The organism is Dysgonomonas sp. Marseille-Q5470 (assembly GCF_951230145.1).
Lineage (GTDB): Bacteria > Bacteroidota > Bacteroidia > Bacteroidales > Dysgonomonadaceae > Dysgonomonas.
The window spans coordinates 748,363-764,690 of record NZ_CATNVE010000001.1 but is presented as its reverse complement, the minus strand read 5'-3'; the positions used below and the strand labels follow the sequence as shown (position 1 = coordinate 764,690).

Annotated in this window: 16 protein-coding genes; 2 read left to right on the top strand and 14 right to left on the bottom strand. The window is 37.9% G+C overall.

Annotated features, from left to right (window positions below):
* Positions 1-431: 431 nt before the first annotated feature.
* The 14 genes from QOX35_RS03245 to QOX35_RS03180 all read right to left on the bottom strand — a co-directional run bounded on the left by QOX35_RS03245 (position 432) and on the right by QOX35_RS03180 (position 14,537).
* Positions 432-911 (bottom strand): YkgJ family cysteine cluster protein, encoded by a 480-nt coding sequence (locus QOX35_RS03245; RefSeq protein ID WP_283685762.1) that lies wholly within the window; start codon positions 909-911, stop codon positions 432-434.
* A complete protein-coding gene (locus QOX35_RS03240; protein ID WP_135106888.1) occupies positions 898-1,962 on the bottom strand; it encodes an asparaginase in 1,065 nt (354 codons plus the stop codon). The genes QOX35_RS03245 and QOX35_RS03240 overlap by 14 nt, the downstream gene beginning before the upstream one ends.
* Positions 1,963-2,005: 43 nt before the next feature.
* The gene (locus QOX35_RS03235) at positions 2,006-2,659 is read right to left on the bottom strand and encodes a TatD family hydrolase (protein ID WP_283685761.1); all 654 of its coding nucleotides are present in this window, start codon (positions 2,657-2,659) and stop codon (positions 2,006-2,008) included.
* Between the two features lie 74 nt (positions 2,660-2,733).
* Positions 2,734-3,297 carry a GTP cyclohydrolase I FolE gene (folE, locus tag QOX35_RS03230; protein ID WP_135106884.1) on the bottom strand — a complete coding sequence of 188 codons (564 nt, stop codon included), beginning with the start codon at positions 3,295-3,297 and terminating at the stop codon, positions 2,734-2,736.
* A gap of 15 nt (positions 3,298-3,312) precedes the next feature.
* Positions 3,313-3,819: an SPOR domain-containing protein gene (locus QOX35_RS03225; protein ID WP_135106883.1), complete on the bottom strand. Its 507-nt coding sequence runs from the start codon at positions 3,817-3,819 to the stop codon at positions 3,313-3,315.
* A gap of 79 nt (positions 3,820-3,898) precedes the next feature.
* Positions 3,899-4,645: a triose-phosphate isomerase gene (tpiA, locus tag QOX35_RS03220; RefSeq protein ID WP_283685760.1), complete on the bottom strand. Its 747-nt coding sequence runs from the start codon at positions 4,643-4,645 to the stop codon at positions 3,899-3,901.
* 32 nt (positions 4,646-4,677) lie between these two features.
* Positions 4,678-6,021: a BT_3928 family protein gene (locus tag QOX35_RS03215; RefSeq protein WP_283685759.1), complete on the bottom strand. Its 1,344-nt coding sequence runs from the start codon at positions 6,019-6,021 to the stop codon at positions 4,678-4,680.
* Positions 6,022-6,029: 8 nt separating this feature from the next.
* Positions 6,030-6,578 carry a DUF1599 domain-containing protein gene (locus QOX35_RS03210; RefSeq protein ID WP_135106877.1) on the bottom strand — a complete coding sequence of 183 codons (549 nt, stop codon included), beginning with the start codon at positions 6,576-6,578 and terminating at the stop codon, positions 6,030-6,032.
* Between the two features lie 313 nt (positions 6,579-6,891).
* Complete coding sequence (gene typA / locus QOX35_RS03205) at positions 6,892-8,691, bottom strand: translational GTPase TypA (protein ID WP_283685758.1); 1,800 nt, start codon at positions 8,689-8,691, stop codon at positions 6,892-6,894.
* A 96-nt stretch (positions 8,692-8,787) separates the two neighbouring features.
* Complete coding sequence (gene lpxA, locus QOX35_RS03200; RefSeq protein ID WP_283685757.1) at positions 8,788-9,573, bottom strand: acyl-ACP--UDP-N-acetylglucosamine O-acyltransferase; 786 nt, start codon at positions 9,571-9,573, stop codon at positions 8,788-8,790.
* Between the two features lie 10 nt (positions 9,574-9,583).
* Positions 9,584-10,969, bottom strand: a complete 1,386-nt coding sequence (locus QOX35_RS03195) for a bifunctional UDP-3-O-[3-hydroxymyristoyl] N-acetylglucosamine deacetylase/3-hydroxyacyl-ACP dehydratase (protein WP_135106873.1) — start codon at positions 10,967-10,969, stop codon at positions 9,584-9,586.
* Between the two features lie 14 nt (positions 10,970-10,983).
* On the bottom strand, positions 10,984-12,024 hold the full coding sequence (lpxD, locus tag QOX35_RS03190) for a UDP-3-O-(3-hydroxymyristoyl)glucosamine N-acyltransferase (protein WP_185146751.1): 1,041 nt from the start codon (positions 12,022-12,024) through the stop codon (positions 10,984-10,986).
* A gap of 123 nt (positions 12,025-12,147) precedes the next feature.
* Positions 12,148-12,618, bottom strand: coding sequence for a DUF4251 domain-containing protein (locus QOX35_RS03185; RefSeq protein WP_283685756.1), 471 nt, complete (start codon positions 12,616-12,618; stop codon positions 12,148-12,150).
* A 95-nt stretch (positions 12,619-12,713) separates the two neighbouring features.
* Entirely contained in the window at positions 12,714-14,537 is a 1,824-nt protein-coding gene (locus QOX35_RS03180) for an LTA synthase family protein (RefSeq protein WP_283685755.1), read from the bottom strand.
* A gap of 133 nt (positions 14,538-14,670) precedes the next feature.
* Between QOX35_RS03180 and QOX35_RS03175 the strand changes: the two genes are divergently transcribed.
* Both QOX35_RS03175 and QOX35_RS03170 read left to right on the top strand, forming a co-directional pair.
* The gene (locus tag QOX35_RS03175; protein WP_283685754.1) at positions 14,671-15,303 is read left to right on the top strand and encodes an ExbD/TolR family protein; all 633 of its coding nucleotides are present in this window, start codon (positions 14,671-14,673) and stop codon (positions 15,301-15,303) included.
* A 209-nt stretch (positions 15,304-15,512) separates the two neighbouring features.
* Positions 15,513-16,328, top strand: coding sequence for a hypothetical protein (locus QOX35_RS03170; protein WP_283685753.1), 816 nt, complete (start codon positions 15,513-15,515; stop codon positions 16,326-16,328).

The following is a 16,328-nucleotide window of genomic DNA, read 5'->3' as shown; positions in this document are numbered from 1 at the left end:
TTTTGTGATCCTGTCCTTATCGATTCACTTATTAAGTAAATTGACGGTATAATATTTTCTAGCACCGAAGTGCTATTGTACTACACTCATATGTTGTCAAAATTTCAAAGATCGTTATCTGTTCGCTTTTCCCTTTTTCACCGTCCGAGTTCCTAGCTCTAAATCTTGTCTGTTGCCAAAACTCGCTCTCGAAAACCCGCCGGCTCTATCGGTAAAGCGGGTGCAAAAGTAATAACCTTTTCATTACACTCCAAATCTTTTACCAATTAATTTTAAAATATTTTTCGGCAGAACTACAAAAATAATACCTATAACCCTTATTTGCAAACTGTTGTTAAACATATTTTTTTTCAAACATTTTTTTGAAATTTGAGGGGGAAATGAAGGAGGGACGCAGAAAAGGAGCGATTGATTAAATTTAGAAAAGCACATCACTTGTCCATTAATTTACAAAGAACCTCGTATGCAATTGGACAAGTACTCGCATTTTTTACAGTTAATTTATAAATCTGCTCAAAGTTTTTCCGATCCGTATGAGGATATTCCCGGCAAGCTTTCGGTCGAGATTCGTATATCGAACAATAATTATCGTTCATAAGAAAAGGACAAGGCATAGATTTGAATACATAATCGCCATCTTCATCTATCCGCAAATAGGAAGAAACAACTTCCGATGGTTTTATGCGAAGCGCTTTTGCCATCCGCTCAATATCCTTATCGTAGATAGCCGGCCCTAAACTCCGGCAACAATTGGCACATGTCAGGCAGTCAATCTTCTCGGAGACCTCATCGTGCAATTGCTGCACAATGGTATCCATTTTGCCAAGACGCTTTTTATTTTTTTTATAATATTGAAGAAACAGAGGTTTCGCTTTCTCAGCTAATACCTGTAAATTTTCATATCGTTTCATTGTCTCTGTCTTCGGGTCTTGTAATTTCTCCTATTAGAGGCACACGCATTCGTATCTTTATATCTTCTTTATCGTACTTATGCCCGATAAGAAACATCAGCTTAGCTAAAGCGGCTTCGAATGTAGCGTCAAATCCACTGATAACACCTGCACGCAAAAGCTCACGCCCCGTCTCGTAACGCTGCATATTTACAAGTCCGATTTCACATTGGGATATATTGACTATAATAACTCCTCGCTTCACCGTTTCGCGGATAAGATCAAGAAACCAAGGTGAGAGAGGAGCATTTCCCGAACCGTAGGTTTCAAGAATCACAGCTCTTATATTCTTCAATGTCAAGATTGCCTCTACGGTTTGCTTGTCAATTCCCGGGAACAACTTTAATGAAGCGATCCTATTATCTAATCGATAATGGAAGATCGTTTTCTTCTCATAGTCGGGTGTATGAATAGCCTTTCTCTCGTACCTTATCTGAATACCAGATTTTCCTAAATTAGGATAATTATATGACTTGAATGCATTAAAATTGTCTGCATTCACTTTGGTGCTCCTATTCCCTCGAAGCAAATCGTTCTGAAAGAAAACACATACTTCGGGAACAATTGGGTAGCCTAACTGATTCTTATCGGCAGCGATCTCCAGGGCGGTAATCAAATTCTCCTTTGCATCTGTTCTTAATTTACCGATAGGCAGCTGAGCTCCGGTAAGGACTACAGGCTTATGCAAGTTTTCGAGCATAAAGCTGAGAGCCGAGGCCGTATATGCCATCGTATCGGTACCATGCAGCACAACAAATCCATCGTAATTGTCATAATTATCCTCGATGATATGCACCATCTTTTTCCAATGCTCGGGTGTAATCTCCGAAGAATCTATAACAGGATCGAAAACAATATGATCTACATGAAACTTGAAACGCTGAAGTTCAGGTATATGATTGTTCAGATGAGCAAAGTCGAAGGGCTCTAAAGAACCCGTAGCAGGATTTTCGACCATCCCGATTGTACCTCCTGTATAAATTAGTAATATGTGAGCATTAACATCAATCATAGTTTACCTGAAAAGAATTAATAACCTAATATACTTTTGTCAATTATTTAAATACTCGACCTACATTATCGGCCACTAAAATAGCAAAATGATTTTTATCTACATCTATTTCACTTGAAATATTTTCATATGCCTTACAAATAGTCAAATCAGATCCATCTGTTTCGCAAAAAATATCGGTCAACGGAATTTCTTTAAGTGAATCTGCATTAAACTTTTCCCCTATCGAAAATTTAAAGCCAACTCGACTCAATTGCTGTGTTTGTTGGGGATTACCTCTATAACCATGAATAATCCAAGGGATGTTACTTCCTTCGTATTCCTTATACAACCGGATTAGCTCGTCCCAGGCTTTTACGCAATGTATAATAAGAGGTTTATTTACATCCATAGCCAATTCGATCTGTTTGCGAAACACATCTGTCTGCACAGACATTTCGGCTCCCCTTAGTTTGTCTAGGCCCGCTTCACCGATGGCTACGACATTGGGCTCGACAATAATTTCTTCTAAAATGCGGAGTTGCGAATCAGAATCTTCGGCATTCCAAGGATGCACCCCACAAGAAAACCAACAATCAGGATGCTGATTTCTTTTCTCATAAAAATCTTCCGGATAGGTATTCAGAATAGACTTCACCTCATACCCTTCGCATGAAGTGTTATCTACTTTATGTGTATGAATATTATATAAATACATAGTCCGAAACGAAAAAACGAGATTATCTTCTGTGCAGAAAAAATCTCGTTATTTTTTATATTGTTATAACATCTCTATCTTATAAGATTAATAAATTCTTCCCGAGTTTTAGCCTGATTAAATACTCCTGTAAAATCGGAGGTGGTAGTCGTCGAATTCTGTTTCTCCACCCCTCGCATCTGCATACACATATGCTGAGCTTCTATCACGACCATTACCCCCAAAGGATTAAGAGTTTGCTGTATACATTCCTTTATCTGTAAGGTCATACGCTCTTGCACCTGCAAACGACGTGCAAACACATCGACTACACGGGCAATCTTACTCAGTCCCGTTATATATCCGTTGGGAATATATGCTACATGAGCTTTACCCCAAAATGGGAGCATGTGATGCTCGCACAAGGAATAAAAATCTATATCTTTTACAATTACCATTTGACGGTAATCTTCTTTAAACAAAGCCTTATTTAAAATAGCTTCGGGGCTTTCACTGTAGCCCTTTGTCAAAAATCGCATAGCCTTGGCAACTCTGTGAGGTGTCATTAACAGGCCTTCGCGCTCCGGATCTTCACCTAACAAAGAAATTATATTCTTATAGTGCTCCTCCAGGAGGTTCATTTTGTTTTCTTCTTGCATTATGAAGATTATATATTATCGTTTAACGACCTCCGACACGACGGTCATCTCTCGTCCGAATGAAGGGAATGTTTTGCGCATATCGTGCATCATTTGCTCAGCTTCTTCTTTTGTACGGAAGTTTCCTACCCGTAGACGCCAAAATGGAGACTGAAATGAAACGGAAGTTCTCAGCTCGGGATAAGCATTCCTTATCTGTGCCTGCTTCGATTCAGCTTCTCTTTTGGATTGCTGCTGATTATTTCCCATAAAAACTTGAATCTTGTACTCTCTTACTCTGGTTCCGGGAGCTACATTCGCATTCGAAGATGTAGACGGCTCAGGTTCACCGAGAGAGTCTATAGGCTCGGTACTCCGAACCGCTATTTTACCCTGTAACACATCATCTTGCATCACTTTTACATCCCCTTGCCCCCATTTAGATGAGTTCAGTTCATCAATGATTGTTTTCTGACTGTTTTGTGCAATCGCAGAAGCCGAAAACAATCCTAATAAAAAGAAAATATAAAAACTTTTTTTCATATGTGTGTTATTTAAAAATGTTGCGGATATTCGGTCAGGGTTCATCCGCAACATTATATATAAACTTTAGTCGATCTTCTTAGAATCCTTCAATTACAGGAATAAATTTCTCAACATCGAGAGAAGCTCCACCTATAAGTCCGCCGTCGATATCAGGACATGAGAAAAGTTCTTTTGCATTTCCTCCGTTTGCGCTACCACCATATAGGATTGAAGTGTTATCTGCAACTTCTTTACCATATTTGTCAGCGATTGTCTGACGGATGAAAGCGTGCATTTCCTGAGCCTGAGCAGATGTAGCAGTAAGACCTGTACCAATAGCCCAAACCGGTTCGTAAGCAATAACTATTTTAGAGAAGTCTTCGGCAGAAAGATTAAACAATGCATCTACTGTTTGTCTTTTTACAACATCGAAATGTACATTTGTTTCTCTTTCTTCTTTTGTTTCACCGATGCAGAAAATTGGGCTTAATCCGTTAGCTAAAGCCAATAGCACTTTTTCTTTCAAGATAGCATCTGTTTCTCCGTAGTATGTACGACGCTCAGAGTGGCCGAGGATTACATATTTTGCGCCTGTAGAAGCTACCATTGCAGCTGATACTTCGCCTGTATATGCGCCTGAAACTTTATCAGCACAGTTTTGAGCAGCAACACCCAATTTAGTAGATGAAGCTACGCTTGCCAAATGAATGAATGGAGTACCTACAATTACTTCACATTTTAATGTTTTCCCGGCTAATGCAGCTTCTAATTCTTTAGCAAATGCAACACCTTCTTGTAGATTCTTGTTCATTTTCCAGTTTCCTGCAACAATATTCTTTCTCATGATTTTAATATTTGTTTTTATTGATTAATATATTATTCTTTAATTTCTTCTTCATTTTCTTCTTCTGTAATGGCTTCTTTCTTCATCTTTCTGAAAAACAGGAAATCCAATCCTTTCAGAAACAACAATGGTAAAAAGAATGCAACACACACAGCGATCAAGTTCTTTTTGTCTTCGGCCTCCGTATCTATCATCTGTCCATAAGGCAAATCAGTTAAAGGTTTTGTAAGATACTCTTCTGCAGGAACATCTATATCCGCCCATTTGTTGACTACAATACCTTCTTTTAACAGAATAAGCCCGGGATTGGAACGAATTACAGTTTTTAGCATACGTCCGTCAGCTGTACAGAAATCAAAATTTATCGTATTCTCTTTCGACCATTTCATTATCTCATCTGTAGGCGATGCCGTCACACAAAAGAAATGATAATTATGATCTTTTGCATAGTTCTCAATATCCTCGAATCGGCTGAGATAAGAATCACTCATGTTTATTAGCAAAGGGGTTATCATTAAAAATACATAGTTTGAATCCGACAACACTTCTTGCGTAATATCTAATTGTGTTTCAACCTCTGTTCTATCTGAGTTAAATACGAGTTTACTTATAGAAAAATCATTAATAACAGGCTTTTCTCCTTCTTGTATAACATGATTATCCATTCGCACAAAAACCCATGTACTATCTTCCCAAGGATAATTATCTTCAGTAAATTTTTTTTCTACTCCGTCCTTCGCATAAACGAGCACAGTCTTCTCTTCTCTACCTTTTCCACTCTCTACACTCATCAATTTAGGAAGATTTGCTCCTATTTTATAAGGTCGGAAATCGAACAAAGGATCGTATAAATAATTACGGAATGTGAAAAGACCAATAAAAATAAAGATATACAAGAATGCCAGCCAGTATGTTTTACCTGTATACCAATTACTGATACGCTCACAATATAAGAATACTATAACAGAGCATATAAGCAGTACTATATTTTTATAGAATGTCTGCCAATTTGTAATTATCAATGCATCGCCAAAGCATCCGCAATCTTCTACCGGATCTGTTATAGCCAGATAAAGAGTAAGCCCCGTCATAAAGACCATAACCAGCAACATCAGTCGTGAGTTCCACTTACGGTACAAGCCGAAAAGCATACATGCCCCCATTGCAAATTCCACAACACTTTGCAGAACAGAACCTGTCATAGACAAGAAAGAAAGCGAAGTAAGATTGAATGCAGCAAAGTAATCTTCGATTTTATAAGCCGTACCAAAAGGGTCGATAGCTTTTACAAAGCCGGAGAAAATAAAGGTCACACCCAGTATAATTCTGGATATTTCTACTAAAATCTTTATAATTACATCCTTCTTTTTGCCCATTTATTTAATTATCCCTCTTCAGGAAATTCTAACTTTATCAAACCAAAGAGAGAATAGTTTACCATATCCATATAGTTGGCATCTACTCCTTCCGAAACAATAGTCTTACCTTTGTTTTCTTCTATCTGCTTTGTCCGATATATCTTTGTAAGAATAAGGTCTGTATATGAACTAATCCGCATAGAGCGCCATGCCTCATCATAATCATGATTTTTGGCATACATCAATTCTTTGGTTTCGGTCATATGTTTATCATACAATGCGAGAGCCTGCTCTTCGGTAATATCTATACTATCCGAAAAACCCAATTCCAATTGCATCAAACCAATGATACCATAATTCACGATTCCGATAAACTCGGGAACAATACCCTCATCAATAAGGCTCACGCCCTTTTCTTCGATACTTCTTATACGTTTTGCTTTTATCAGTATCTGGTCAGTAACCGATTGTGGGCGGAGTATGCGCCATGAAGCACCATAATCTTTCAACTTTTTGGCAAAAAGAGTACGGCATATTGCTATTACATGTTCAAATTGCTGTTTGGTATCGGCCATGTGGATATCTCTATTTTTAAGGAAGCAAAGGTATGAAAAATTGTTTAATCATAAGATTCAGAAGTTGTCAATAATAAGGTGTCTTCACTTTTTATAAGTTTTAATGCTATAAAGCTTCTATGATAACAAGCTGTAAAACCCCTTTTTTAGTGAAAAGGTGACAAAAGTGACACCTTTTACGCACTTTTTCACTGTCACTTTTCACCCTCCAGCTTACAACAAGAACCCTTCTTTATAAGATAATTCTAGTATAAAAAACGAAAAGGGGCTATCAGAATAATCTGATAACCCCCAATCTATTATGAACATTTTATCACTTTTTTGCCATTCGCTTACGATCATTTTCGTCCAGATAGATTTTACGTAAACGTATCGCATGCGGCGTTACCTCTACGTACTCATCCCCTTTTATATATTCCAAGGCATCTTCGAGACTGAAAATAACAGGAGGAGCAAGCTTCACCTTATCATCTGTCCCCGAAGCACGCACATTGGTCAACTTCTTCGATTTTGTAAGATTTACAACCAAATCTCCTTCTTTGCTATGTTCTCCTACAATTTGCCCCATATAGATATCTGTCTGCGGCTCAAGGAAGAACTTACCTCTATCTTGCAATTTATCAATAGCATATGCATACGCATTACCGGATTCGCTAGCGATAATAGATCCATTCATGCGTTTTTCGATATCTCCCTTCCATGGTTGGAATTCTAAGAATCGGTGTGCAACAACAGCTTCTCCCGCCGAGAGCGTAAGTGCAGCATTGTTTAACCCGATAATACCACGTGAAGGAATATTGAATTCGAGATAGATACGATCTTTCTTGTTACCCATCATCGTCAATTCTCCACGACGACGTGTCACAAGGTCTATAATTTTACTTGAATATTCTTCCGGCAAATTGATAGTCAATTGCTCTACCGGTTCATATTTTTGTCCGTCAATGTCTTTTATGATAACCTTTGGCTGACCGACTTGCAGCTCATACCCTTCGCGACGCATAGTCTCGATAAGGATTGACAAGTGCAGAATACCACGTCCATAAACAATCCACGAATCGGAGTTGTCCGTTGTTTCAACACGTAGTGCCAAGTTGCGGTCGAGCTCTCTCATCAAGCGGTCGTGAATATGCCTTGATGTCACAAATTTACCATCTTTTCCAAAGAAAGGAGAATCATTGATGGTAAACAACATCGACATAGTAGGTTCATCGATATCGATTGTCGGTAACGCTTCCGGATTTTCCAGGTCGGCAATCGAGTCGCCAATTTCAAAACCTTCGATTCCTATCAGGGCACAAATGTCCCCACACTGAACTTTCGGTACTTTTATACGTCCCAGTCCTTCGAATATATTTATTTCTTTTATTCTCGTTTTTACAAAACTTCCATCACGCTTGCACAAAGAGACATCCATATTCTCTCTGAGTTCTCCACGATGTACACGCCCGATAGCAATACGTCCTACATATTTAGAATAGTCTAATGATGTAATCAACATTTGCGGTGTTCCTTCCAAATATTCGGGAGCCGGAATATATTTTACAATAGCGTCCAGCAATGGAGTTATATCTTCTGTTGGTTTGCTCCAATCATCCGACATCCACGCTTGTTTCGCAGATCCATAGATGGTAGGGAAATCCAACTGTTCCTCGGATGCGTCGAGGCTGAACATCAAGTCGAAAACCATCTCGTGCACTTCATCAGGACGACAGTTGGGTTTATCCACTTTATTAATAACCACAATTGGCTTCAATCCCATCTGTATAGCTTTCTGCAACACAAAACGGGTTTGAGGCATCGGGCCTTCAAATGCATCGACCAACAGCAAACAACCATCAGCCATATTCAATACACGTTCAACCTCGCCACCAAAGTCGGCGTGTCCGGGTGTATCTATTATATTGATTTTAGTTCCTTTATAATTAATCGAAACATTTTTGGAAAGGATTGTAATCCCTCGCTCACGCTCCAAATCATTATTGTCAAGTATTAATTCGCCTGTAGATTGATTGTCTCTGAACAATTGTCCGGCAAGAAGCATCTTATCAACAAGAGTAGTCTTACCATGATCGACGTGTGCGATAATCGCAATATTTCTAATATTTTGCATATATATAAATTGAGGGTGCAAAGGTACAATATTTTTATAAAAAAATAATCCATTTAGAACATCTAAATGGATCACAATTTATTCTTTTTACAATACTTACCCCAAATAACCTCTGACAATGCCTCGTGGCGAACCTTTAACAAAATCAACAATCAGTCTCATCTCAGGAGTTTCTTCAAATTCACTCTCAATCTTATTGATTGCGTCAGAAAAATTGAATCCCGACTGATAGATTACACGGTATATTTCTTGTATTTCATTTATCTTTTCATTGCTATAAGCATGTCTGCGCAATCCGACAAGATTTACTCCGGAAAAGCAAACCGGCTCGCGTCCTGCAATAATATACGGAGGAATATCTTTTCCTAGACGGGTTCCACCCTGTATCATTGCATGTGCCCCGATACGAGTAAATTGATGTACAAGTGTTCCGCCACTCAATATTGCATGGTGCTCTACCTCTACTTCTCCTGCCAACTGAGTAGCATTACCAAGTATAATGTTATCATTCAGCACACAGTCATGTGCAACATGGCTATATGCCATCAACAAGCAGTTATTACCTACTTTAGTATATCCTTTCGAAGCTGTACCTCTGTTTATGGTAACACACTCTCTTATTGTAGTATTATTTCCTACTATTGCAAGGCTTTCCTCTCCTCTGAATTTCAAATCCTGAGGTATTCCACCTACTACAGCTCCGGGAAATATGCGGCAATTACTTCCTACTCGGGCTCCATTTCTTACATTAGCACCCGACATTACGATAGTACCATCGCCAACTTCTGTATTTTTGTCAATAAAGGCAAAAGGTTCAATTGTTACATTTTCACCCAATTTAGCTTCCGGGTGCACATAAGCCTGATTCGATATGTTTGACATAATACTTTAATTATTTATTTTTTACAATTTGCGCGGTAAACTCAGCTTCAGAAACCAGCCTGTCACCAATAAAAGTAAACCCTTTCATGTTGGCAATTCCACGACGAATCTCAGACATCATATTCAGTCTGAAAATCAGCGTATCTCCCGGCACTACTTTGGTTCTGAATTTCACATTATCTATTTTAAGGAAGTAGGTAGAATATCTTTCCGGCTCATCAATCTGAGAAAGAACCAACAATCCTCCCACCTGTGCCATTGCTTCTACCTGCAATACTCCCGGCATAACCGGTTCTTGAGGGAAGTGGCCTTGAAAGTAAGGTTCGTTTGTTGTGATATTTTTTATACCTACAATATGTTTTTGCCCGACCTCAATTACTTTATCCACCATCAAAAACGGATACCTGTGAGGCAATAGCTCCTTAATTCTGTTTATATCAAACACTGCCGGTTTATTAGGCTCATATACAGGCGGCTGAACTTCATTCAGCTTAATCTGTTTGCGAACTAAACGTGCCAGCTTATTATTGATCTTATGTCCCGGACGAGTGGCAATAATTCTACCTCTGATAGGTTTCCCTATCAATGCCATATCTCCTATTATATCCAATAGTTTGTGGCGAGCGGGCTCATTCGGGTACATTATTTGCTTGTTATTCAGATATCCAAGCTCTGTAGCATCTTTATATGGTACACCAAGCAAATCAGCTAAACTGTCAAGGTCTTGCTGAGATATCTGACGCTCATAGATAACGATTGCATTATCGAGGTCTCCACCTTTTATCAATCCGGCTTCAAGCAACTTTTGTATTTCACGGACAAAAACAAAAGTTCTTGCATTGGCTATTTCTTTAGGAAAATCAGCAAGATTTTCGAGAGTAGCCGATTGATTCGGAATATATTTGGATTCGAATTCAATAAACGAATTGATGCAAAAACGATCATCAGGCAATAGAGTTAGTTTAGAGCCGGTTTCCTCGTCCACGACTTCCATCTTGCTGCGAACAACAAAATAGTCTCTTTCCTCTGTTTGCTCTTCGGTTCCTACTGCAAATATTCCCTGTACATATTGTATCGAACTCCCATCCAATATCGGAAACTCAGGAGCATTCACTTCAATAAGACAGTTATCTATCTTAAGAGCATACAAAGCAGCCATAGCATGCTCTATAGTACTCACCTGCACATTATCCTTTATAAGAACAGTACCACGCTGCGTATTTCCTACATTTTCGGCAACGGCATCAATTATAGGCTGACCTTCCAGGTCTACTCTTTTTATTTTATATCCGTGATTGTCCGGGGCAGGATTAAATGTTATGGTTATAGGTAATCCTGTATGCAGCCCTTTTCCTTGCAATGTAAAACTGCCTTTCAGAGTGTGCTGTTTGCTCATTTTTTTAAAATATATTATTCATGTTTATTTGCTTTCAATGCATCAATTTCCTTTTGCAACTGTGCTAACTGCCTGTACATTTCAGGCAATTTAGGAAATATGATACTTGATCTGAAGAAATCTTTCACTGGTACTGCCGGGGACCCAAGTATTTTTGCGTCGGGTTCAATATTGCTTATTATACCAGACTGAGCACCTATATTCGCATTATCACCAATGGTAATATGTCCGCCCAATCCGACCTGTCCGCCAAACATACAGTGTTTGCCGACTTTAGTAGAGCCGGATATGCCGACCTGAGCCGCCATTACTGTATTTTCTCCGACTTCAACATTATGTGCAATCTGAATCAAGTTATCTAACTTAACCCCTTTATGTATAACAGTCGCATCCATCACGGCGCGATCGATTGTTGTATTTGCTCCTATTTCCACATCATCCTCAATGCGTACAATACCCATCTGAGGAATCTTTTTATATATCTCACCTTCGGGTGCAAAACCAAAGCCATCGCTTCCGATAACCGCACCACTGTGTATGATACAATTATTACCGATAATACATCCTTGATATATTTTCACTCCGGGATAGATGATTGTATTATCCCCGATTGTAACATTGTCTCCAATATAAGATTGTGGATATATCTTCGAATTATTGCCCACTACTGCACCTTCTGCAATATATGAGAATGCTCCCACATATACATTTTCACCCAGCTTAGCAGTATCTGCAACAAAAGACATTGCTTCTATTCCTTTCTTCTGAGGTTTCATTTTCTCTACCATATCCAATAATATGGCAAGAGCTGCATAGGCATTGAAACAACGCACCAGCGTTGCCTTTATAGGACGTTCTGCTACAAAATCATTATTCACCAATACGATACTGGCGTCTGTTGTATATATGTAATGGGTATATTTGGGATTTGCTAAAAATGTCAATGTCCCGGGTTTACCGTCTTCTATACGTGAAAAATTATTCACTTCAACTGAAGAATCCCCTTCAATAGTTCCATTTAAGACTGTAGCAATCTGCTTTGCAGTGAAGGATATTTGCATAAAAATAGACTAATAAATATTTGGCACCCCTTATTAAGGGTGCGAAATAACTAATAATTTTCCAAATATATTACTTTTATGCTAAAAAAACGGCTGATCAAAGCGAAATATTATTAATTATTCTATCTTTCCGTAAAAAGAGATTGGTTGTCTATTATTTTCATTCACTACTAAGGTAGCATATCCGGTGTCTCCGATAGAAAGGCTGAGAGAGTATTTGCGTGGAGTATCTTTTGTGGTTATAGAAACATCCCACATCCCTTTTTTATTCTTTGTAACAGAATAGTCAAAATCTTTACTTGTAAATTTTATTCCTCCATCTGTTGGAGAAATGGGAGCAGTATATGCTCTACCGAAATATGGCAAATAAGAATTTATAGTATCCTTTGATACTTTGAGTGAATAAGAATAATCCAGACTTATTGATTTCCCACTCATCGGCAAAGCCGTTTGAGGGACAAAAGTATAATTTGCTGATTCTATTTTTTCTGTCAGCTTAGTAATAACCTCCTGCTTTGTCAGGCTGCCTCCCGCTTTACAACTAAATCCTAGAATAACGATAGCGGTCAGTACAAGTATTGTTCTCATGTTAAAGCCCTCCATTTTATTTTATAATAAATAACGCTTGGATATAAAATATTGTTTAAATATTTCAGTATAAACAAACTAAAAAACAAGAACTCTTATCTATTACCCAAATCAAGATACATCATCTGAAAAAATGATTTGGCTTTTTTCTCCAAATCAGTCACAACGCCTTTATGATGAATAATGCTTTGCTTATCATTATCGTAAGTTATCATTCCCGTAGAGTCTGTCATGCTAAAGCCATTTACATAAGAATAGAATGCAAATTTATTACCTTCGGGGCTTAGGATATTTTTACTGAACTTAAAGTCATCATGCTTTAAGTTTAGCTGAGACAGCAAAGTTGCAGCTATGTCATTTTGCGAAGCATAAGATGAAACTGTTACCGGCTGTTTTATAGCGCCTCCTATCCATATAAGAGGAATACGAAAACGCTCCGGATCACTATTGCTCAAACCTTTGGGATACGACTGCATTGCATGATCGGCGACGAAGAGAATCAAGGTGTTATCCCACTGTTTTGTTTTTTTCAATTGTTCTACGAAATTGCCCAGACATTCATCGGTATAATGTACTGCATCAAGAAACGGTTCTTTGAATCCAGCTCGGGGCACATCGAATGGCTCATGGCTACTAAGAGTAAGCACAACTTTGACGTAAGGTTCACTTTGCTCTTTAGAGAGTAGATCTTCGTGCAGTCTGTTAATCAAAAACTTATCAGGAACACCCCATTTTGTAAGACGCTCGCTCAAAGGGAATTTTTTATCAGAGACAATATCTTTTATCCCACATGCACCCACAAAATAAGAACGCATATTGGCGAAATCAGCATCACCACCATAATAAAAAGAGAGATTATTATAGCCCGCATCTTTCAATGCTTTGGGAATAGTAGCTAACGTTCCTGTCTTTTGCGGATATTTCATTATAGCCACAGTAGGGTGTGCAGGATAACCGCTCAGAATAGAAACAAGTCCCCGGTCGGTACGGAAGCTGTTTGCATAAAAGTTTTTGAAAAACACGCCTTCCTTCGCATAGCGACTCATATTGGGAGCCACCACAGAGTCTAAAGCGACATTAGCAGAAAAACTCTCGAGAATAAACAATATAATATTAGGTCTATCTGTTTTCAATAAATTAGGAACACTATCACTTTTAGGCTGAAAGTTTAGTTGAGCAAACATCTTTTCAGCCTCTTTTTTATCATAAAATTGATATTGCGAAGCAAAATTATCAGACTTAAAGAACGACGACATCAGATTGAATTCGGGATTGATAGCCGCATGATTAAAGAACATATTGTCGCTATAGTACACCTGACCTATATTCATAGTAGATACAGTAACCCCACCTCTGATAGGAAGAAAGAGTGCCGCCAGCATAACGACCAGCACAATACAAGATTTAACGATACTCTTTGGAACCGTAAAATTAAGTACTTGCTTTCTTATAATATACATATATACTAGGTAAGATACTACAAAATATATAGCCATACCCAGTATACCAAATACGAAGTCGAGAATAGAGGCACTTGCAAAAGTTTCTTTTGGCTTTTTTAGATAAAGAAAAACTGTAGAGTCGAAGTGAAATCCCCAATATGGATATACAACCAAGTCTACAACCGTAATTATTGCTATCAACAATAATATAATCCCAAAGTAAATATTGTATGTTCGCGCTATAATTTGAGGTTTGATCCAAATAGACGCGATGAGTACAAGAGCGGGAAGCACTGTGAGATATCCACTCATCGACAAATCGAGAGGCAAACCATTATACAGTATATCAAGCATATCTTTTGCCGAAACGCCTCCTCCCAAAGAGGCATGGATAAAAGCAAACAGAATTTTGCCGATAAGGAATAAAAGAACGAAATAGAAAAATACAGTCAAATAGAGGATTATTCTTTGCTTCATTTGGATCTAAAAGATTGGATGAGGCACAAAGATAATTTATCTAAAAAAAAAGTCATAGTAATTTATGGAAATTCAACATCTGTTATCTCTATTAAGTAAAAATAGATGTTTAACCTCCTAAAGAATAAATATTATGGCTAACATAGATACTACAGGTAAGAGCGAAACTAAAAAAGGCAGACCTGAACGCAAGATATTAAGAGTAGACTTTACTCCGATGGTAGACATGAATCTTTTACTGATTACATTCTTCATGTTTTGCACAACATTAAGCATTCCTCAAATAATGGATGTAGCTATGCCAACAGATAAGGGAGAGCAAGCTGTGCCCGACTCAAAATCTGTAACAGTGATTTTGGGTGAAAATGATAAGGTTTACTATTATGAAGGCTTAGCAAATTATGAAGATTATACATCATTGAAAGAAACAAACACTCTTGGTTTACGCAATATGTTGCTAACCCGAAACAACGCAAACATGTCTAAGATAAAAGAGTTGAGACAAAAACGTTATAAAAAGCAAATCACTGAAAAGGAATTTAAAGAGATGTCTAGCAATGTAAAAAAATCAAAGGACGGGCTTATTGTTTTGATAAAGCCAACAGAAAAATCCAATTATAAAAATCTGGTAGACGCTCTCGATGAAATGCAAATATGCGGAGTTGGGAAATACACAATTGTAGATATTGAAGATGGCGATAAAGTACTGATGGAAAATCTGAAAACAAAGGGTAAATTAACCGCCATGGCCGACAGACCTGAATAATTCTTCCTTACACATATATATAATATATTAGTATGGGGTTGCAGTAAATAGCTGCAACCTCTTTTTTATAAAAAGAAAGAAAAAGTAACTGCTAATATTTTTTCAAACATATTGCTTGTATTAATATCTTTTGTACCTTTATCTCAAAGAGAGCAGCCATTCTCTAATAGCCTTTTGATACCAATAATGAATACAAAAAATAGACTTAGATGAAATATTTGTTTTTTACATTATCTATTATTTTAATCTTCTCATCATGTAGTTCTACATTTTTCTACTCTACCCTAAATACGCCTAACGAGTATGTCGAAAAAGTAGATAATGGAGATTTTCTTTTAGAAACGGATAGTCTGTGGATTGCTTATTGTTTTAAGGGACAGGATGGTCCGATACAAATCACGGTATTCAATAAATCTGACAAACCACTATATGTAGACTGGGGCAAATCTGCCCTTATCATAGATAATGTAGCGACAACATATTCGGGAGAAGAAATTAATTACTCAGGAGATTGGGATAGTACTATCAACAGCAACTCATCCTCATGGGGCAGCTTTAGTGGAGCTGCATCGCTCCCTAAGAGTGTAAGTTTTGTTCCTCCACAAACTATGGTAAGTGAAATACCTTTGATCTTAAGCCCCAAATTTGATCATATAAATAAGAAAAGCTATAAGAATGCAACAATGGGAGGGCAAGGAGACGTCGCTTTAAAAATTAGAAGGAAAGACTTTGACCAAACCAATACTCCATTAGCTTTTAAAAGTTATTTGACCATTTATTCGCAACCCGATAAACCGATGGTTTTTGAGCAAGACTTCTATTTGTCGAGCCTGATAAGAACAGAAGCAAAACCATCTGAAATGTTTAATCAATTACTAGACCGTGGAGATCTATTCTATGTAGAAAAACCAGCCAATAATGATGCCTTGTATGCAACATTGGGAATTATAGGCGGAGCCGGACTAGTAGTGGTTGGTGTCATGTATGGCGAACCGGAGAAAACGACATACTATGATGACTATTAA